Here is an 18,364-nt window from a genome sequence, read left to right on the forward strand (position 1 = left end):
TCCGCGCGATGCGGCGGGTGTTCGAACAAACACCGCACAGCAAAGAGACGGAACGTCGTCTCGCGGCTCAAGGGGATCGATGACTGAGTATGGCCGGGGCCCCGGCTCCGAACCGTGGCATCCCGAGGACCCCTTGTACGGGGACCAGGGATGGGGAGGCCAGCAGCCTGCCCACGGCCAGAGCCAGTACGGCGGCCAGCAGCAGCCCTACCCGCAGGACCCGTACGCCGCCCAGCAGCAGCCGCAGGACCCGTACGCGCAGCAGCAGCACCAGGATTACGCGCAGCACCAGCAGCAGGATCCTTACGCGCAGCAGCAGCAGCAGCAGCAGCCGCAGGACCCGTACGCCCAGCAGCACGACCCGTATGCCCAGCCTCCGCAGCAGCACGACCCGTACGCGCAGCAGCAGCAGCAACAGCAACAGCAACAGGATTCATACCCGCAGCAGCACCAGCAGGATCCTTACGCTCAGCAGCAGTACCAGCAGCAGCCCCAGTACGGCGCCCAGCAGGACCCGTACGCCCAGCAGCCTCCTTATAACGGTGGCTGGGACACCGGCCAGCAGTCGGCCGCGATGCCGTACGAGGGCCAGCCCGCCGCCGGGTACGGCTACGGCGAGACGAACGACTACTACGGCACCCCCGAGGCCTACCCGCCTCCGCAGCCTCCGGGCCGCCGCCAGGCAGCACCCGAACAAACACCCGAAGAAGCACCCGAACAGACGCCTGCGCAGAACCCCGACTGGGACCCCGAGGTCCAGCCGGAGGAGACCCACCCCTTCTTCACGGGCGTGGACGACAGCGACGGCAAGGACGACGACTACGACGACGAAGACGACCCCCGCGACTCCCGCCGGGGAGGCGGGGACGAGCGCCGGGGCAAGGGCAAGAAGAAGAAGGGGCGCAACGGCTGCGCCTGCCTGGTCATCTCTCTTGTCATGGTCGGCGGCGTAGGCGGAGTGGGCTACTTCGGCTACTCGTACTACCAGGACAAATTCGGCCCGGCGGAGGACTACGCGGGCAGTGGCTCGGGAACAGTCGAGATCGAGATCCCCAAGGGCTCGTACGGGTATGACATCGCCAACATCCTGAAGAAGCAGGGTGTGGTCAAGAGTGTCGACGCCTTCGTCTCGGCGCAGAGCAAGGACCCCAAGGGGAAGTCGATCCAGGCCGGCGTCTATCTCCTGCACGAGAAGATGTCCGCGGCCGAGGCCCTGAAGATGATGATCGACCCGAAGAGCCAGAACCTTCTGGTGATCCCCGAGGGAACCCGCAACGTCACCGTCTACGCGATGATCGACAAGAAGCTGGACCTCAAGAAGGGCACGACCGAGGGCGTCGCCAAGTCCAAGAAGTCCGACCTGGGCCTGCCCGGCTGGGCGAGTAAGAACAAGGACATCAAGGACCCTCTGGAAGGCTTCCTCTACCCGGCCGCGTATCCGGTGACGAAGGAATCCAAGCCGGAGACAATTCTTGAGAAGATGGTCTCGCGGTCCAACGACGAGTACAAGAAGCTCGACCTCGAAGGAACCGCCAAGAAGTACAAGCTGGACGGACCGTGGCAGGTGCTGACCGTGGCCAGTCTGGTCCAGGCGGAAGGTCTCACACATGACGACTTCCGCAAGATGGCCGAAGTCATTTACAACCGCCTGAAGCCTGACAACACGGCGACGAACCGGTTGCTCGAATTCGACTCCGCATTCAATTACCTAAGTAAGCAGAGCGAGATCAAGATTAACCTCAAGAAGATCCGGAGCAATCCGGATCCCTATAACACCTACTACCATGCCGGCCTTCCGCCCGGCCCCATCGGTAACCCCGGGGACGAAGCCCTTCGTGCGACGCTCAGTCCGACTACCGGCGGATGGATGTTCTTCATCTCGCTCGATGGCAAGAAGACCGAGTTCACCAAGACGGCTGCGGAGCATGCGATTCTCACAGCGAAATTCAATGAAATCCATGGCATCGGCTGACGGGCGCCACCGCGCAGCCGTCCTCGGCTCGCCCATCGCCCACTCGCTCTCCCCGGTCCTGCACCGGGCCGCGTACGCCGCACTCGGCCTCGACGACTGGTCCTACGACCGCTTCGAGATCGACGAAGCCGGGCTGCCCGGGTTCGTCGAGGGGCTGGACGGGTCCTGGGCCGGGCTCTCGCTGACCATGCCGCTCAAGCGGGCGATCATCCCCCTGCTGGACGAGATCAGCGAGACCGCCTCCTCGGTCGAAGCCGTCAACACGGTCGTCCTCACCGCGAGCGGCCGGCGGGTCGGTGACAACACTGATATCCCCGGCATGATTGCCGCCCTGCGCGAGCGGGGCGTCGAGAAGACGGAGTCCGCGGCCGTCCTCGGCGCCGGAGCCACCGCCTCCTCCGCCCTCGCCGCCCTCTCCGAGATCTGCACGGGACCGGTCACGGCCTACGTCCGCAGCCGGGGACGCGGTGACGAGATGCGCGGCTGGGGCGAACGGCTCGGCGTCGACGTCCGCATCGCCGACTGGGCGGAGGCCGAGCAGGCCCTGCGGGCCCCGCTGGTCATCGCGACCACTCCGGCGGGGGCCACCGACGCGCTGACGGAATCGGTACCGAAGGCTCCCGGCACGCTTTTCGACGTGCTGTACGAGCCCTGGCCCACCGGGCTCGCAGCAGCCTGGGCGGCCCGCGACGGTGCAGTCGTCGGAGGTCTTGATCTCCTGGTGCACCAGGCCGTCCTCCAGGTCGAGGAGATGACGGACCGTACGCCGGCGCCTCTCGCCGCCATGCGGCAGGCCGGCGAGCAGGCACTGGCCGCCCGCTGACCGTGCTCCCGGCGGCCGGACCCGTCCGTCTGCTGGACCGGCGGCCGGGCGGCGTCCCCGTCCGTGGGAGGATCGGGGGCGGCGGGCCAGGGCCGCGCACCCGGTCGCGCCGTTGGATTTTCAGGCGCGAGCATGAGGAGCACCGTTGAGCAGGTTGCGCTGGCTGACCGCGGGGGAGTCGCACGGCCCCGCACTGGTGGCGACGCTGGAGGGTCTACCCGCCGGTGTCCCGGTCACCACGGAGATGGTGGCGGACGCGCTCGCCCGGCGGCGGCTCGGATACGGCCGCGGCGCCCGGATGAAGTTCGAGAAGGACGAGGTCACCTTCCTCGGTGGGGTGCGGCACGGCCTGACCATGGGCTCGCCGGTCGCCGTGATGGTCGGCAACACCGAGTGGCCCAAGTGGGAGCAGGTCATGTCGGCCGACCCGGTCGACCCCGACGTACTCGCCGCCCAGGCCCGTAACGCCCCGCTGACCCGCCCCCGGCCCGGTCACGCCGACCTCGCCGGCATGCAGAAGTACGGCTTCGACGAGGCCCGGCCGATCCTGGAGCGCGCCAGCGCCCGGGAGACCGCGGCACGCGTTGCCCTCGGGGCCGTCGCCCGGTCGTACCTCAAGGAGACGGCCGGCATCGAGATCGTCAGCCACGTGGTCGAGCTGGCCGCCGCCAAGGCGCCCTACGGCGTCTACCCGGTCCCCGCCGATGTCGAGAAGCTCGACGCGGACCCGGTGCGCTGCCTCGACGCCACTGCGAGCAAGCAGATGGTCGCCGAGATCGACCAGGCCCATAAGGACGGCGACACCCTCGGCGGTGTGGTCGAGGTGCTGGCGTACGGAGTGCCGGTCGGCCTCGGTTCGCACGTGCACTGGGACCGCCGCCTCGACGCCCGCCTCGCCGCCGCGCTCATGGGGATTCAGGCCATCAAGGGCGTCGAGGTCGGTGACGGCTTCGATCTGGCCCGGGTGCCGGGATCGCAGGCGCACGACGAGATCCTGGTGACCGAGGACGGCATCAAGCGCGCCTCCGGCCGCGCCGGCGGCACCGAGGGCGGGCTGAGTACCGGTGAGCTGCTGCGCGTGCGGGCCGCGATGAAGCCCATCGCGACCGTGCCGCGGGCCCTGGCCACCGTCGACGTGGTGACCGGTGAACCCGCCAAGGCCCACCACCAGCGCTCCGACGTCTGTGCCGTTCCGGCCGCCGGGATCGTCGCCGAGGCGATGGTTGCGCTGGTGCTCGCGGACGCGGTCGCGGAGAAGTTCGGCGGCGACAGCGTCCCCGAGACCCACCGCAATGTGCAGTCGTACCTCGACCACCTGCAGATCCGATGAGCGCCCCGCTGGTCGTTCTCGTCGGCCCGATGGGCGTCGGCAAGTCCACCGTCGGTGAGCTGCTCGCCGGACGGCTCGGCACCACCTACCGGGACACCGACGCGGATGTCGTCGCCACGGCCGGGAAGCCGATCGCGGAGATCTTCTACGACGAGGGCGAGGAGCGGTTCCGAGAGCTGGAGAGCCGGGCCGTCCGGGACGCGGTCGCCGAGCACACGGGTGTGCTCTCGCTCGGCGGGGGCGCCGTCCTCGACGAGACGACGCGAGCCCTGCTGGCCGGCCATGCCGTCGTCTATCTCTCGATGGACGTCGACGAGGCGGTGAAGCGGGTCGGGCTGAACACCGCGCGTCCGCTGCTCGCCGTGAACCCGCGCCGACAGTGGCGCGAACTCATGGAGGCCCGCCGCCACCTCTACACGGACGTGGCCCGCGCGGTCGTCGCGACCGACGAGCGCACACCGGACGAGGTCGCCCAGGCGGTCCTCGACGCACTGGAACTGCCGGACGCGCCGTCGTCCGGCCGGGAGAACGCAACGATGACCGATCAGGGCCCCACACGCATCCAGGTCGCCGGCAGCGCGGGCACCGACCCGTACGAGGTGGTGATCGGGCGCCAGCTCCTCGGCGAGCTGCCCACGTTCATCGGTGACCGCGTCAAGCGCGTCGCGGTCCTGCACCCCGAGGCACTCGCCGGCACCGGCGAGGCGGTCCGCCAGGACCTCGCCGACCAGGGCTACGAGGCCATCGCCATCCAACTGCCGAACGCCGAGGAGGCCAAGACCGTCGAGGTCGCGGCGTACTGCTGGAAGGCGCTCGGCCAGACCGGCTTCACCCGCACCGACGTCATCGTCGGCGTGGGCGGCGGCGCGACCACGGACGTCGCCGGGTTCGTCGCGGCGACCTGGCTGCGCGGGGTGCGCTGGATCGCCGTACCCACCACCGTGCTCGCCATGGTGGACGCGGCCGTCGGCGGCAAGACCGGCATCAACACCGCCGAGGGCAAGAACCTCGTCGGCGCCTTCCACCCGCCGGCCGGAGTGCTCTGCGACCTCGCGGCCCTCGACTCGCTGCCGGTCAACGACTACGTCAGCGGCATGGCCGAGATCATCAAGGCCGGCTTCATCTCCGACCCGGTGATCCTCGACCTCGTCGAGGCGGACCCGCAGGGCGCCCGTTCGCCCGCCGGACCGCACACCTCCGAGCTGATCGAGCGCGCCATCCGGGTCAAGGCCGAGGTCGTCTCCAGCGACCTCAAGGAGTCCGGGCTGCGCGAGATCCTCAACTACGGCCACACACTGGCCCACGCGATCGAGAAGAACGAGCGCTACAAGTGGCGGCACGGCGCGGCCGTCTCGGTCGGCATGGTCTTCGCCGCCGAACTGGGCCGGCTCGCCGGACGCCTGGACGACGCGACCGCCGACCGGCACCGCGCCGTCCTGGAGTCCGTCGGACTGCCGCTCACCTACCGCGGCGACCAGTGGCCCAAGCTGCTGGAGAACATGAAGGTCGACAAGAAGTCCCGCGGCGACCTGCTGCGCTTCATCGTCCTGGACGCCCTCGGCAAGCCCACCGTCCTTGAGGGGCCCGACCCGGCCGTTCTGCTCGCCGCCTACGGGGAGGTGTCCGCGTGACCCGCCGGGTCCTCGTGCTCAACGGGCCGAACCTGGGCAGGCTGGGTTCCCGCGAGCCCGATGTCTACGGAGCGACCTCGTACGCCGGACTCGTCGACACCTGCCGCACCCTCGGCAAGGAGCTCGGCTTCGACGTCGACGTCCGGGAGACCAACGACGAGGGGGAGCTGATCCGCTGGCTCCACGAGGCCGCGGACGGTTCAATTCCGGTCGTTCTCAACCCGGGTGCCTTCACGCACTATTCGTACGGAATGCGGGACGCGGCCGCCCAGCGCACCGCCCCGCTGATCGAGGTGCACATCTCGAACCCGTACGCGCGGGAGGAATTCCGCCACAACTCCGTGGTCGCACCGGTCGCCACCGGGACCGTGGCCGGATTCGGCATCGGTTCCTACCGGCTCGCCCTGCGCGCTCTCGCGGACGAGCTGACGGACTGACGAACCGTCGCACCGGACGGCCGACTTGGCCGGCGGGGCACTCCGCACCGCCCCCGGCCGTTCCCTCTGTGGCGGCCGGGGACGGTACGGTTGCCGTTCCACCAGCGCCAGTTGCCTGTACGAGACGGAGTGCCACCGGATGCAGCACGCAGTGGGGGCACCGCTGCCGCCGCCCCAGGGACCCGGAAACGGGCTCGTCGGCCGGCCGCACCAAGCCCAGCACCCCGGCCACCCCGGTCCGCCGTTTCCACCCCCGGCCGGCCCCCCGGGCCCGCCCCCGTCGAACCGCCCGGCCCCGCCGCCCCCGGCCGGCCACCCCGCAGCGCCGCCCGCCCGGCAGGGGCAGAACCAGGGCTGGAGCGGGCCCGCACCGCACCAGGCGCCCGCGCCGGTCTCCAGGGAGACCACCGGGCACGTCCAGCTGCCGCCCGGCGGGCCCGTACCGCTGCCCGCACCGCCCGCCGAGCCCGGGACCGGCACCGCGACCCTCGCCGTGCTCCTGATCGGCCCGGCAGGCGCCGGAAAGACCACTGTGGCCAAGCTCTGGGCCGGCCGCCGCCGGGTCCCCACCGCCCACGTCAGCCTCGACGACGTCCGCGAGTGGGTCTGCTCCGGCTTCGCGGACCCGCAGGCGGGGTGGAACGACCAGTCGGAGGCCCAGTACCGGCTGGCCCGCCGCACCTGCGGATTCGCCGCGCGCAACTTCCTGGCCAACGGGATCTCCTGCATCCTCGACGACGCGGTCTTCCCGGACCGCCCCGTGGTCGGCCTCGGCGGCTGGAAGCGCCACGTCGGCCCCGGGCTGCTGCCCGTCGTCCTGCTGCCGGGCCTGGAGGTCGTCCTGGAGCGCAACGCCGCCCGCAGCGGCAACCGGCGCCTCTCGGACGAGGAGGTCGCCCGGATCCACGGCCGGATGGCCGGCTGGTACGGCTCCGGGCTGCCGATCATCGACAACTCGACGTACGACGTGGAGACCACCGCCCGCGTCCTGGACGACATACTCGCCCGTTCCATAGCCAGCCCCCCGGCCTGGTAGCCACCGCCGCCCGCCGCGCCGCCCCCCCCGGTCGGGTGCGCTGACCGCGCGGGCCCGCGTCCGCGCTCGTACGCTCGATGCATGTCAGAGGTGTACGCCGTCCGCCGCGGGCTGCTCCGCGACCGGTGCGCCGCCGTCGGATCCGCGGCCGCCCTGGTCTCCCGCCCCGCCAATGTCCGCTACCTGGCGGGGGGAGCGCCCCCGGGCGCCGTGCTGCTGCTCGGCCCCGACGAGGATGTTCTGCTCTGCCCGCGTCCCCCGACCGCTGACCCGGCCGACGGACGTACCGATGAACAGCTCCGGGTGGACCTGCTGTCGGTCACCGGCGGCGATCCGGTGGTCGCCGCCGCGGACCTGGCCACCTCCCGCGGTGCGGAGTCCCTGGCCGTCGAGGAGCACGATCTGACGGTGGCCCGGCACCGGGCCATGGGCGCGGTCGCTCCGAAGCTCCGGCTGGCCGACCTCGGGGTCACCGTCGAGCAACTGCGCATCGTCAAGGACGAGGAAGAGATCGGCTGCCTGCGGATCGCCGCCGAGATCACCGACCAGGCGCTCGGTGAACTCCTCGAATCGATCCTGGTCGGCCGCACCGAACGGCACCTCGCGCTGGAACTGGAGCGCCGGCTGGTGGACCACGGCGCTGACGGTCCCGCCTTCGCCACCTCCGTCGCCACCGGCCCCAACTCCGGCCGGGGCCGTCACCGGCCCTCGGACCGAAGGGTGGAGGAAGGAGATTTCCTCTCCGTCTGCCTCGGTGCGAACTACCGCGGCTACCGGTGCGAGATCGGCCGCACCTTCGTCATCGGAACGGCTCCGGCCGATTGGCAGATCGACCTCTACGACCTGGTTTTCGCCGCTCAGAGGGCTGGACGGGAGGCACTTGTGCCCGGTGCCGCCTACCGCGACGTGGACCGTGCGGCCCGCCACCTCCTGGACTCCGCGGGCCACGGTGAGGGCCTCCCGGTCCGGACCGGGCACGGAGTGGGGCTCGAAATCGACGAGGACCCGCAACTGGCACCTGCGGCCATGGGTAAACTGGACGCTTGTGTGCCGGTCACTGTCGAACCCGGGGTCCACCTCCCGGGCCGGGGCGGGGTCCGGATCGATGACACGCTCGTCGTGCGCCCCGAGGCGGACGGCGGACCCGAGCTACTCACCATTACGACCAAGGAGCTGCTCGCGCTCTAGCGCGCATCCTCGGTCGTTCCACCAGCTTCAGTCCAGGAGATTCCGCAACCGTGGCTTCCACGAACGACCTCAAGAACGGCCTGGTGCTCAAGCTCGACGGAGGCCAGCTCTGGTCCGTCGTCGAGTTCCAGCACGTCAAGCCCGGCAAGGGCCCTGCCTTCGTGCGCACCAAGCTCAAGAACGTGCTCTCAGGCAAGGTCGTCGACAAGACGTTCAACGCCGGTGTGAAGGTCGAAACGGCCACCATTGACCGACGCGACATGCAGTTCTCGTACATGGACGGCGAGTACTTCGTCTTCATGGACATGGACACGTACGACCAGCTGATGGTCGACCGCAAGTCCGTCGGCGACGCCGCCAACTTCCTGATCGAGGGCTTCACCGCCTCCGTCGCGCAGCACGAGGGCGAGGTGCTCTACGTCGAGCTGCCGGCCGCCGTCGAGCTCGTCATCCAGCACACGGACCCGGGCGTCCAGGGCGACCGGTCCACCGGTGGCACCAAGCCCGCCACGCTGGAGACCGGTTACGAGATCGGTGTCCCGCTCTTCATCACGACCGGTGAGAAGATCAAGGTCGACACCCGCTCGGGCGATTACCTCGGCCGGGTGAACAGCTAACCGTGGCTGCCCGGAATACGGCCCGCAAGCGTGCCTTCCAGATCCTCTTCGAGGCCGACCAGCGCGGTGAGTCCGTGCAGACGGTCCTCGCGGACTGGGTGCGGCACTCGCGGTCCGACACCCGTCAGCCGCCGGTCACCGAGTACACGATGGAGCTTGTCGAGGGGTACGCGCAGTACGCGGACCGGATCGACGACCTCATCATCACCTATGCGGTGGACTGGGAGATCGACCGGATGCCGGTCGTCGACCGGAACATCCTGCGGCTCGGTGCGTACGAGCTGATCTGGGTGGACGCGACCCCGGACGCGGTGGTGATCGACGAGGCGGTCCAGATCGCCAAGGAGTTCTCCACCGACGACTCCCCGTCCTTCGTGAACGGCCTGCTGGCCCGTTTCAAGGACCTCAAGCCGAACCTTCGCCGGGAGCAGTAGCCGCCGGCGGCGCTCAGCCGACGAAGGGCCCGCGGTCGACAGACCGGGGGCCCTTCGTCGTGCTCCGGCCCGACCGCCGGGTGGTCCCCGGAAAACAGGAACGCCGGAGCGGCGGGGCATCCGGGAAAGGGCCCCGCCGATCCGGCGGTACGTTTCTGCTGGGGGGCTCAGCCCTCGTCGTGGGCGACCGCGCGACGCGCGTCCGCGTCCAGCACGCCCCAGCTGATCAGCTGTTCCGTGAGCACGGACGGCGACTGGTCGTAGATCACGGCGAGCGTGCGCAGGTCGTCCTGGCGGATCGAGAGCACCTTGCCGTTGTAGTCGCCGCGCTGGCTCTGGATCGTCGCCGCGTAGCGCTGCAGGGGTCCGGCCTTCTCCGGCGGGACGTGGGCGAGGCGCTCCAGGTCCAGGACGAGCTTCGGCGGCGGCTCGGCGGCGCCGCCGGGTGTCGTGCCGGGCAGGAGCTCCTGCACGGGGACACCGTAGAAGTCGGCCAGCTCGGCGAGGCGCTGTACGGTCACGGCACGGTCGCCGCGCTCGTACGAACCCACCACGACGGCCTTCCAGCGGCCCTGGGACTTCTCCTCGACGCCGTGGAGGGAGAGGCCCTGCTGGGTGCGGATGGCACGGAGCTTGGCCCCGAGCTGCTTTGCGTATTCGCTGGACATAAGGCTCCCGGGACGCTGGAACGTTTCGCGGCTCCGCCGCGTGGCTGGTAACTCACTGTGAGGTTACGCAGCGTTACTTGGGTGCGTCAAGCTGAACGGTTCGGACCGGTACCTCCCGGGGGTGCTGCGAAGGCCCTGTACGAGCCCTGGTAACGTGGATGACGCAATTTCGACGTCCTTTAAGATCCGTCCAGTGAGGCGGAGAAGGAGGTCCGTTTCTTATGGACGCACAGCACGACGCCACCGGCAATGCGGCACGCCCCGTTCTCGAGGCTCCCGACATCGCCCGAGTACTGACCCGCATCGCCCACGAGATCGTCGAACGCGCCAAGGGCGCCGACGACGTGGTACTTCTCGGCATCCCGACCCGGGGCGTCTTCCTCGCCCGCCGGCTCGCCGACAAGCTCGAAGAGATCACCGGCCGGAAGATGCCGGTCGGCTCTCTCGACATCACCATGTACCGCGACGACCTGCGGATGCACCCGGCACGGGCCCTGGCCCGCACCGAGATCCCCGGCGAGGGCATCGAGGGCCGCCTGGTCGTTCTCGTCGACGACGTCCTCTTCTCCGGCCGTACGATCCGTGCCGCGCTCGACGCGCTCGGCGACATCGGCCGGCCCCGCGCGGTGCAGCTCGCGGTCCTCGTCGACCGCGGACACCGCGAACTCCCGATCCGCGCCGACTACGTCGGCAAGAACCTCCCCACGTCGCTGCGGGAGACGGTCAAGGTCCAGCTCGACGAGGAGGACGGCCGCGACGCCGTGCTGCTCGGCGTCGGGCGGGCCGCCCCGGCGGTCGAGCAGTAGCTGCGCATCCGTACGGCTCACCTGCCCTACGGCGGCTTCCGCACGCCCGCACGCCTGAACCCTCCAGCCACCCGGAGAACACCCAGATGAAGCGTCACCTCATCTCGGCCGCCGACCTCACCCGCGACGACGCCGTCCTGATCCTCGACACCGCCGAGGAAATGGCCAGGGTCGCGGACCGGCCGATCAAGAAGCTCCCCACCCTGCGCGGCCGGACCGTCGTCAACCTCTTCTTCGAGGACTCGACGCGGACCCGCATCTCCTTCGAGGCGGCCGCCAAGCGGCTGTCCGCCGACGTCATCAACTTCTCCGCCAAGGGCTCTTCCGTCTCCAAGGGCGAATCGCTCAAGGACACCGCCCTGACGCTGGAGGCGATGGGCGCGGACGCCGTCGTCATCCGGCACGGAGCCTCCGGCGCCCCCTACCGCCTGGCCACCTCGGGCTGGATCGACGGCGCGGTCGTCAACGCCGGTGACGGCACCCACGAGCACCCCACCCAGGCCCTCCTGGACGCGTTCACCATGCGCCGCAGGCTCGTCGGAGCCGACGCCGGACTCGGCAAGGACCTCGACGGACGCCGGATCACGATCGTCGGCGACATCCTGCACAGCCGGGTCGCCCGCTCCAACGTCCACCTGCTGACCACCCTCGGCGCCCACGTCACCCTGGTGGCCCCGCCGACCCTGGTCCCCGTCGGCGTCGAGCAGTGGCCGTGCGACGTCAGCTACAGCCTCGACAAGGTGCTGCCCGCCTCCGACGCGGTGATGATGCTCCGCGTGCAGCGTGAGCGGATGAACGCCGCGTACTTCCCGACCGAGCGGGAGTACTCCCGCCGCTACGGCCTGGGCGGCGAGCGGATGGCCAAGATGCCCGAGCACGCCATCGTCATGCACCCGGGCCCGATGGTCCGCGGCATGGAGATCACCGCCGAGGTGGCCGACTCCGACCGGTGCACGGTCGTCGAGCAGGTCGCCAACGGGGTCTCCATCCGGATGGCCGTGCTCTACCTGCTCCTGGGCGGCTCCGGACCCGCCGCCCCCTCCCAACCGTCGCCCGCCGCCCGTACCGAGGAGAACAAGTAACCATGAGCAAGATCCTTATCCGCGGCGCGAAGATCCTCGGCGGCGAGCCGATGGACGTCCTGATCGACGGCGAGACCGTCGCGGCGGTCGGCACCGGCCTCGACGCCGTCGGCGCCACCGTCGTCGAGGCGGCGGGCCAGGTGCTGCTGCCCGGCCTGGTCGACCTCCACACCCACCTGCGCGAGCCCGGCCGGGAGGACTCCGAGACCGTCCTGACCGGCACCAGGGCCGCGGCGGTCGGCGGCTTCACCGCCGTGCACGCCATGGCCAACACCTTCCCGGTCGCCGACACCGCCGGCGTCGTCGAGCAGGTCTGGCGGCTCGGCAAGGAGTCCGGCTACTGCGACGTGCAGCCCATCGGCGCCGTCACCGTCGGCCTGGAGGGCAAGCAGCTCGCCGAACTCGGCGCCATGCACGACTCGGCCGCCGGAGTGAAGGTCTTCTCCGACGACGGCAAGTGCGTCGACGACGCGGTGATCATGCGCCGCGCCCTGGAGTACGTGAAGGCGTTCGACGGAGTCGTCGCCCAGCACGCCCAGGAGCCCCGCCTCACCGAGGGCGCCCAGATGAACGAAGGCATCGTCTCGGCCGAGCTCGGCCTGGGCGGCTGGCCCGCGGTCGCCGAGGAGTCGATCATCGCCCGCGATGTGCTGCTCGCCGCCCACGTCGGCTCCCGGGTGCACATCTGCCACCTGTCGACCGCCGGATCCGTCGAGATCGTCCGCTGGGCCAAGTCCAAGGGCTGGAACGTCACCGCCGAGGTCACCCCGCACCACCTGCTCCTCACCGACGAGCTCGTACGGTCCTACAACCCGGTCTACAAGGTGAACCCGCCGCTGCGCACCGAGGCCGACGTCCTGGCCCTGCGCGAGGCCCTCGCCGACGGCACGATCGACTGCGTCGCCACCGACCACGCGCCGCACCCGCACGAGGACAAGGACTGCGAGTGGGCCGCGGCCGCCATGGGCATGGTGGGCCTGGAGACCGCACTCTCCGTGGTCCAGCAGACGATGGTCGAGACCGGACTCCTCGACTGGGCCGGCGTCGCCGACCGGATGTCGCTGCGCCCGGCCGCCATCGGCCGGCTGGACGGCCACGGCAGGCCCGTCGCCGCGGGTGAGCCCGCCAACCTCACCCTGGTCGATCCGGCATACCGTGGGGCGGTGGACCCCGCGGGCTTCGCCTCCCGCAGCCGCAACACTCCGTACGAGGGGCGCGAGCTGCCGGGCCGAGTGACCCACACCTTCCTGCGGGGCCGTGCCACGGTCGTCGACGGGAAGCTCGCGTGACAACACTCAGCCCCAACCATCAGCTGTACCAACTGGCCGCCGAGCAGAAGTCGGCGGAGGTGACCGACTGGTCCGCCCGGATCAGCTGGGTGCTCGCACTGGCCGTCCTCGTCGCCTTCGTCTACTGGCTGATGCGCCAGGGATGGAAGTGGCGCGGCAGCCTCCAGTCCGGCCTGTCCGACCTCGCGGCCCGCCCGGACGGCTTCGCGGACGGCGAGAAGCTGCTCACCCTGACCGGGCGCTACCACGCCTCGACGACGGCCGGGCAGTGGCTCGACCGCATCGTCGCCCACGGCCTCGGCACCCGCAGCCGCGTCGAGCTCACCCTCACCGAGCAGGGCCTCGACGTCGCACGGCCCGGCGCGGCGGACTTCTTCGTCCCCGCCGCCGACCTGCGCGCGGCCCGTACCGACAAGGCGCTCGCGGGCAAGGTCCTCCCCGAGGGCGGTCTGCTGATCATCACCTGGGCGCTCGGCGACCAGCTGATCGACTCCGGATTCCGCTCCGACCACTCGGCCGAACACCCTGCCTGGGTCGAGGCCGTCAACCACCTCACCAGCTCTACGGAAGGCACCGCACGATGACGATCTCCAATCCGGGGCACGCCTCGAAGAGGGATAGGGTGTCTCCCGCCGTACTCGTCCTGGAGGACGGCCGCGCCTTCCGCGGCCGCGCCTACGGGGCTGTGGGGGAGACCTTCGGCGAGGCGGTGTTCTCCACCGGCATGACCGGCTACCAGGAGACGCTGACCGACCCCTCGTACCACCGCCAGGTCGTCGTAATGACCGCCCCGCACGTCGGTAACACCGGTGTGAACGACGAGGACCCCGAGTCGAAGCGGATCTGGGTCGCCGGCTACGTCGTCCGCGACCCCGCCCGGGTGCCCTCCAACTGGCGCTCGCGGCGCTCGCTCGACGAGGAGCTCACGACCCAGGGCGTCGTCGGGATCAGCGGCATCGACACCCGCGCCCTCACCCGCCACCTGCGCGAGCGCGGCGCGATGCGCGTCGGCATCTTCTCCGGCAACGCGCTCGCCGACGAGGGCACCCTGCTCGCCAGGGTGCGCCAGGCCCCCGAGATGACCGGCGCCGACCTCTCCGCCGAGGTCGCCACCAAGGAGGCCTACGTCGTCCCCGCGATCGGCGCCAAGAAGTTCACCGTCGCCGCGGTCGACCTCGGCATCAAGGGCATGACCCCGCACCGGATGGCCGAGCGCGGCATCGAGGTGCACGTCCTGCCCGCCACCGCCACCCTGCAGGAGGTGTACGCGGTGAAGCCCGACGGCGTCTTCTTCTCCAACGGCCCCGGCGACCCCTCCACCGCCGACCACCCGGTCTCCGTCATGCGGGGCGTCCTGGAGCGGGGGACCCCGCTCTTCGGCATCTGCTTCGGCAACCAGATCCTGGGCCGCGCACTCGGCTTCGGCACGTACAAGCTGAAGTACGGCCACCGCGGCATCAACCAGCCCGTGCAGGACCGTTCGACCGGCAAGGTCGAGGTCACCGCGCACAACCACGGATTCGCCGTCGACGCCCCCCTCGACAAGGTCTCCGACACCGCCTACGGGCGGGCCGAGGTCTCCCACGTCTGCCTGAACGACCAGGTCGTCGAGGGCCTCCAGCTCCTCGACCGGCCGGCCTTCAGCGTCCAGTACCACCCCGAAGCGGCCGCCGGCCCGCACGACGCCGCGTACCTCTTCGACCGCTTCGTATCCCTGATGGAGGGCCAGCGTGCCTAAGCGCTCCGATATCCAGTCCGTCCTGGTCATCGGCTCCGGTCCGATCGTCATCGGCCAGGCCGCCGAGTTCGACTACTCCGGCACCCAGGCCTGCCGCGTCCTCAAGGCCGAGGGCCTGCGCGTCATCCTGGTGAACTCCAACCCGGCGACGATCATGACCGACCCGGAGATCGCCGACGCCACCTACGTCGAGCCGATCACCCCCGAGTTCGTCGAGAAGATCATCGCCAAGGAGCGCCCCGACACGCTGCTCCCCACCCTGGGCGGCCAGACCGCGCTGAACACCGCGATCTCCATGCACGAGAACGGTGTCCTGGAGAAGTACGGCGTCGAGCTCATCGGCGCCAACGTCGAGGCCATCAACAAGGGCGAGGACCGCGAACTCTTCAAGGGCGTCGTCGAGGCCGTCAAGGCGAAGATCGGCTACGGCGAGTCCGCCCGCTCCGTCATCTGCCACTCCATGGACGACGTCATCAAGGGCGTCGACACGCTCGGGGGCTACCCCGTCGTCGTCCGCCCCTCCTTCACGATGGGCGGCGCCGGCTCCGGCTTCGCCCACGACGAGGAGGAGCTGCGCCGCATCGCCGGACAGGGCCTCACGCTCTCCCCGACCACCGAGGTGCTCCTGGAGGAGTCCATCCTCGGCTGGAAGGAGTACGAGCTGGAGCTGATGCGCGACCGGAACGACAACGTCGTGGTCGTCTGCTCCATCGAGAACTTCGACCCGATGGGCGTCCACACGGGCGACTCCATCACCGTCGCCCCGGCGATGACCCTCACCGACCGCGAGTACCAGCGGCTGCGCGACATCGGCATCGCGATCATCCGCGAGGTCGGCGTCGACACCGGCGGCTGCAACATCCAGTTCGCCATCGACCCGGTCGACGGCCGGGTCATCGTGATCGAGATGAACCCGCGCGTCTCCCGCTCCTCGGCACTGGCGTCGAAGGCCACCGGCTTCCCGATCGCCAAGATCGCCGCCAAGCTGGCCGTCGGCTACACGCTCGACGAGATCCCCAACGACATCACCGAGAAGACCCCGGCCTCCTTCGAGCCGACCCTCGACTACGTCGTGGTCAAGGCCCCGCGCTTCGCCTTCGAGAAGTTCCCCTCCGCCGACTCCACCCTCACCACCACCATGAAGTCGGTGGGCGAGGCCATGGCGATCGGCCGGAACTTCACCGAGGCGCTGCAGAAGGCGCTGCGCTCCCTGGAGAAGAAGGGCTCGCAGTTCACCTTCACCGGCGAGCCCGGCGACAAGGCGGAGCTGCTGGCCGAGGCGGTCCGCCCGACCGACGGCCGGATCAACACCGTCATGCAGGCGATCCGGGCCGGCGCCACCCAGGAGGAGGTCTTCGACGCCACGAGGATCGACCCCTGGTTCGTCGACCAGCTCTTCCTGATCAAGGAGATCGCCGACGAGCTGGCCGCCGCCGACAAGCTCCTGCCCGAACTGCTGGCCGACGCCAAGCGGCACGGCTTCTCGGACGCCCAGGTCGCCGGGATCCGGGGCCTGCGCGAGGACGTCGTCCGCGAGGTACGGCACGCGCTCGGCATCCGCCCGGTCTACAAGACGGTCGACACCTGTGCCGCCGAGTTCGCCGCGAAGACGCCGTACTTCTACTCCTCCTACGACGAGGAGAGCGAGGTCGCGCCCCGCACCAAGCCCGCGGTGATCATCCTGGGCTCCGGCCCCAACCGAATCGGCCAGGGCATCGAGTTCGACTACTCCTGTGTCCACGCCTCCTTCGCGCTGAGCGACGCGGGCTACGAGACCGTGATGGTCAACTGCAACCCGGAGACCGTGTCCACGGACTACGACACCTCCGACCGCCTCTACTTCGAGCCGCTGACGCTTGAGGACGTGCTGGAGATCGTGCACGCGGAGTCCCTCGCGGGCCCGATCGCGGGTGTCATCGTGCAGCTCGGCGGCCAGACCCCGCTCGGCCTGGCCCAGGCGCTCAAGGACAACGGCGTGCCCGTCGTCGGCACCCCGCCGGAGGCGATCCACGCCGCCGAGGACCGCGGCGCCTTCGGCCGGGTCCTGGCCGAGGCCGGTCTGCCCGCCCCGAAGCACGGCACCGCCACCACCTTCGCCGAGGCCAAGGCCATCGCCGACGAGATCGGCTACCCCGTCCTCGTACGCCCCTCGTACGTGCTCGGCGGCCGCGGCATGGAGATCGTGTACGACGAGACCCGCCTCGCTTCGTACATCTCCGAGTCCACCGAGATCAGCCCCACCCGGCCGGTCCTGGTCGACCGCTTCCTCGACGACGCCATCGAGATCGACGTCGACGCGCTCTACGACGGCACCGAGCTCTACCTCGGCGGCGTCATGGAGCACATCGAGGAGGCCGGCATCCACTCCGGGGACTCCGCCTGCGCGCTGCCCCCGATCACCCTCGGCGGCTACGACATCAAGCGGCTGCGCGCCTCCACCGAGGGCATCGCCAAGGGCGTCGGCGTACGCGGACTGATCAACATCCAGTTCGCGCTCTCCGGCGACATCCTCTACGTCCTGGAGGCCAACCCGCGCGCCTCGCGCACCGTCCCCTTCACCTCGAAGGCGACCGCCGTCCCGCTCGCCAAGGCCGCCGCCCGGATCTCGCTGGGCGCGACCGTCGCGGAGCTGCGCGAGGAGGGCCTGCTGCCCAGGCACGGCGACGGCGGCACGCTGCCGCTCGACGCGCCGATCTCCGTCAAGGAGGCCGTCATGCCGTGGTCGCGCTTCCGCGACATCCACGGCCGCGGCGTCGACACGGTCCTCGGCCCGGAGATGCGCTCCACCGGCGAGGTCATGGGCATCGACTCGGTCTTCGGCACGGCGTACGCCAAGTCGCAGGCCGGCGCGTACGGCCCGCTGCCCACCACGGGCCGCGCCTTCATCTCGGTCGCCAACCGCGACAAGCGCTCGATGATCTTCCCGGCGCGCGAGCTGGTCGCCCACGGCTTCGAGCTGATGGCCACCTCCGGCACCGCCGAGGTGCTCAAGCGCAACGGCATCAACGCTCGCGTCGTGCGCAAGCAGTCCGAGGGCGAGGGCCCCAACGGTGAGAAGACCATCGTCCAGCTGATCCACGACGGCGAGGTCGACCTCATCGTCAACACGCCGTACGGAACCGGCGGCCGGCTCGACGGCTACGAGATCCGTACCGCGGCCGTCGCCCGGTCCGTACCGTGCCTGACCACGGTCCAGGCGCTCGCCGCGGCGGTCCAGGGCATCGACGCCCTCAACCACGGCGACGTGGGCGTCCGTTCCCTCCAGGAACACGCGGAACGTCTGACCGCGGCCCGCGACTAGAAGCCGGCAGGG

General features: G+C 70.3%; 16 protein-coding genes. 15 read left to right on the forward strand and 1 reads right to left on the reverse strand.

The annotated features are described in order from the left end of the window. Window positions 1-79 precede the first annotated feature (79 nt). The 9 genes from mltG to nusB all read left to right on the forward strand — a co-directional run bounded on the left by mltG (window position 80) and on the right by nusB (window position 9,468). Window positions 80-1,972 (forward strand): endolytic transglycosylase MltG, encoded by a 1,893-nt coding sequence (mltG, locus tag AB0I52_RS20230; protein WP_363074402.1) that lies wholly within the window; start codon window positions 80-82, stop codon window positions 1,970-1,972. Beyond that, window positions 1,959-2,795 carry a shikimate dehydrogenase gene (locus tag AB0I52_RS20235; protein WP_363074404.1) on the forward strand — a complete coding sequence of 279 codons (837 nt, stop codon included), beginning with the start codon at window positions 1,959-1,961 and terminating at the stop codon, window positions 2,793-2,795. Before mltG ends, AB0I52_RS20235 begins: the two co-directional genes overlap by 14 nt. Before the next feature lie 145 nt (window positions 2,796-2,940). Continuing rightward, window positions 2,941-4,125 carry a chorismate synthase gene (aroC, locus tag AB0I52_RS20240; protein ID WP_363074406.1) on the forward strand — a complete coding sequence of 395 codons (1,185 nt, stop codon included), beginning with the start codon at window positions 2,941-2,943 and terminating at the stop codon, window positions 4,123-4,125. Further along, window positions 4,122-5,756 carry a 3-dehydroquinate synthase gene (gene aroB / locus AB0I52_RS20245; RefSeq protein ID WP_363074408.1) on the forward strand — a complete coding sequence of 545 codons (1,635 nt, stop codon included), beginning with the start codon at window positions 4,122-4,124 and terminating at the stop codon, window positions 5,754-5,756. The genes aroC and aroB overlap by 4 nt, the downstream gene beginning before the upstream one ends. Then, a complete protein-coding gene (gene aroQ / locus AB0I52_RS20250; RefSeq protein WP_329617346.1) occupies window positions 5,753-6,193 on the forward strand; it encodes a type II 3-dehydroquinate dehydratase in 441 nt (146 codons plus the stop codon). The genes aroB and aroQ overlap by 4 nt, the downstream gene beginning before the upstream one ends. A 139-nt stretch (window positions 6,194-6,332) precedes the next feature. Continuing rightward, on the forward strand, window positions 6,333-7,229 hold the full coding sequence (locus tag AB0I52_RS20255) for a Pro-rich N-terminal domain-containing protein (RefSeq protein ID WP_363074410.1): 897 nt from the start codon (window positions 6,333-6,335) through the stop codon (window positions 7,227-7,229). An 81-nt stretch (window positions 7,230-7,310) separates the two neighbouring features. Beyond that, window positions 7,311-8,417, forward strand: coding sequence for an aminopeptidase P family protein (locus tag AB0I52_RS20260; RefSeq protein WP_363074412.1), 1,107 nt, complete (start codon window positions 7,311-7,313; stop codon window positions 8,415-8,417). A 50-nt stretch (window positions 8,418-8,467) separates the two neighbouring features. Continuing rightward, window positions 8,468-9,034 carry an elongation factor P gene (gene efp, locus AB0I52_RS20265; RefSeq protein WP_024490947.1) on the forward strand — a complete coding sequence of 189 codons (567 nt, stop codon included), beginning with the start codon at window positions 8,468-8,470 and terminating at the stop codon, window positions 9,032-9,034. Window positions 9,035-9,036: 2 nt separating this feature from the next. Then, on the forward strand, window positions 9,037-9,468 hold the full coding sequence (nusB, locus tag AB0I52_RS20270; RefSeq protein ID WP_207315353.1) for a transcription antitermination factor NusB: 432 nt from the start codon (window positions 9,037-9,039) through the stop codon (window positions 9,466-9,468). A 167-nt stretch (window positions 9,469-9,635) separates the two neighbouring features. Here the strand turns inward: nusB and bldD are convergent, their stop codons facing one another. Then, complete coding sequence (gene bldD / locus AB0I52_RS20275) at window positions 9,636-10,136, reverse strand: transcriptional regulator BldD (protein WP_014157378.1); 501 nt, start codon at window positions 10,134-10,136, stop codon at window positions 9,636-9,638. Between the two features lie 221 nt (window positions 10,137-10,357). Here bldD and pyrR point away from each other — a divergent pair, with 221 nt between their 5' ends. The 6 genes from pyrR to carB all read left to right on the forward strand — a co-directional run bounded on the left by pyrR (window position 10,358) and on the right by carB (window position 18,352). Continuing rightward, a complete protein-coding gene (pyrR, locus tag AB0I52_RS20280; protein ID WP_363074414.1) occupies window positions 10,358-10,942 on the forward strand; it encodes a bifunctional pyr operon transcriptional regulator/uracil phosphoribosyltransferase PyrR in 585 nt (194 codons plus the stop codon). Between the two features lie 86 nt (window positions 10,943-11,028). Beyond that, window positions 11,029-12,024, forward strand: a complete 996-nt coding sequence (locus tag AB0I52_RS20285) for an aspartate carbamoyltransferase catalytic subunit (protein ID WP_363074416.1) — start codon at window positions 11,029-11,031, stop codon at window positions 12,022-12,024. Window positions 12,025-12,026: 2 nt separating this feature from the next. After that, window positions 12,027-13,313, forward strand: a complete 1,287-nt coding sequence (locus tag AB0I52_RS20290; protein ID WP_363074418.1) for a dihydroorotase — start codon at window positions 12,027-12,029, stop codon at window positions 13,311-13,313. After that, the gene (locus tag AB0I52_RS20295) at window positions 13,310-13,897 is read left to right on the forward strand and encodes a hypothetical protein (RefSeq protein WP_363074420.1); all 588 of its coding nucleotides are present in this window, start codon (window positions 13,310-13,312) and stop codon (window positions 13,895-13,897) included. Before AB0I52_RS20290 ends, AB0I52_RS20295 begins: the two co-directional genes overlap by 4 nt. Further along, complete coding sequence (gene carA / locus AB0I52_RS20300; RefSeq protein WP_363074422.1) at window positions 13,894-15,051, forward strand: glutamine-hydrolyzing carbamoyl-phosphate synthase small subunit; 1,158 nt, start codon at window positions 13,894-13,896, stop codon at window positions 15,049-15,051. The genes AB0I52_RS20295 and carA overlap by 4 nt, the downstream gene beginning before the upstream one ends. Next, window positions 15,044-18,352, forward strand: coding sequence for a carbamoyl-phosphate synthase large subunit (gene carB / locus AB0I52_RS20305; protein ID WP_363074424.1), 3,309 nt, complete (start codon window positions 15,044-15,046; stop codon window positions 18,350-18,352). The genes carA and carB overlap by 8 nt, the downstream gene beginning before the upstream one ends. Window positions 18,353-18,364: the final 12 nt, after the last annotated feature.

The sequence above is a fragment of the Streptomyces sp. NPDC050423 genome (assembly GCF_040655445.1).
GTDB lineage: Bacteria > Actinomycetota > Actinomycetes > Streptomycetales > Streptomycetaceae > Streptomyces.

Bases quoted from the DNA above. Each gene is read 5' to 3' on its own strand.
- mltG (WP_363074402.1), top strand. From the start codon at position 80: ATGACTGAGTATGGCCGGGGCCCCGGCTCCGAACCGTGGCATCCCGAG.
- AB0I52_RS20235 (WP_363074404.1), top strand. From the start codon at position 1,959: ATGGCATCGGCTGACGGGCGCCACCGCGCAGCCGTCCTCGGCTCGCCC.
- aroB (WP_363074408.1), top strand. From the start codon at position 4,122: ATGAGCGCCCCGCTGGTCGTTCTCGTCGGCCCGATGGGCGTCGGCAAG.
- AB0I52_RS20255 (WP_363074410.1), top strand. From the start codon at position 6,333: ATGCAGCACGCAGTGGGGGCACCGCTGCCGCCGCCCCAGGGACCCGGA.
- AB0I52_RS20260 (WP_363074412.1), top strand. From the start codon at position 7,311: ATGTCAGAGGTGTACGCCGTCCGCCGCGGGCTGCTCCGCGACCGGTGC.
- bldD (WP_014157378.1), bottom strand. From the start codon at position 10,136: ATGTCCAGCGAATACGCAAAGCAGCTCGGGGCCAAGCTCCGTGCCATC.
- pyrR (WP_363074414.1), top strand. From the start codon at position 10,358: ATGGACGCACAGCACGACGCCACCGGCAATGCGGCACGCCCCGTTCTC.
- AB0I52_RS20285 (WP_363074416.1), top strand. From the start codon at position 11,029: ATGAAGCGTCACCTCATCTCGGCCGCCGACCTCACCCGCGACGACGCC.
- AB0I52_RS20290 (WP_363074418.1), top strand. From the start codon at position 12,027: ATGAGCAAGATCCTTATCCGCGGCGCGAAGATCCTCGGCGGCGAGCCG.
- carA (WP_363074422.1), top strand. From the start codon at position 13,894: ATGACGATCTCCAATCCGGGGCACGCCTCGAAGAGGGATAGGGTGTCT.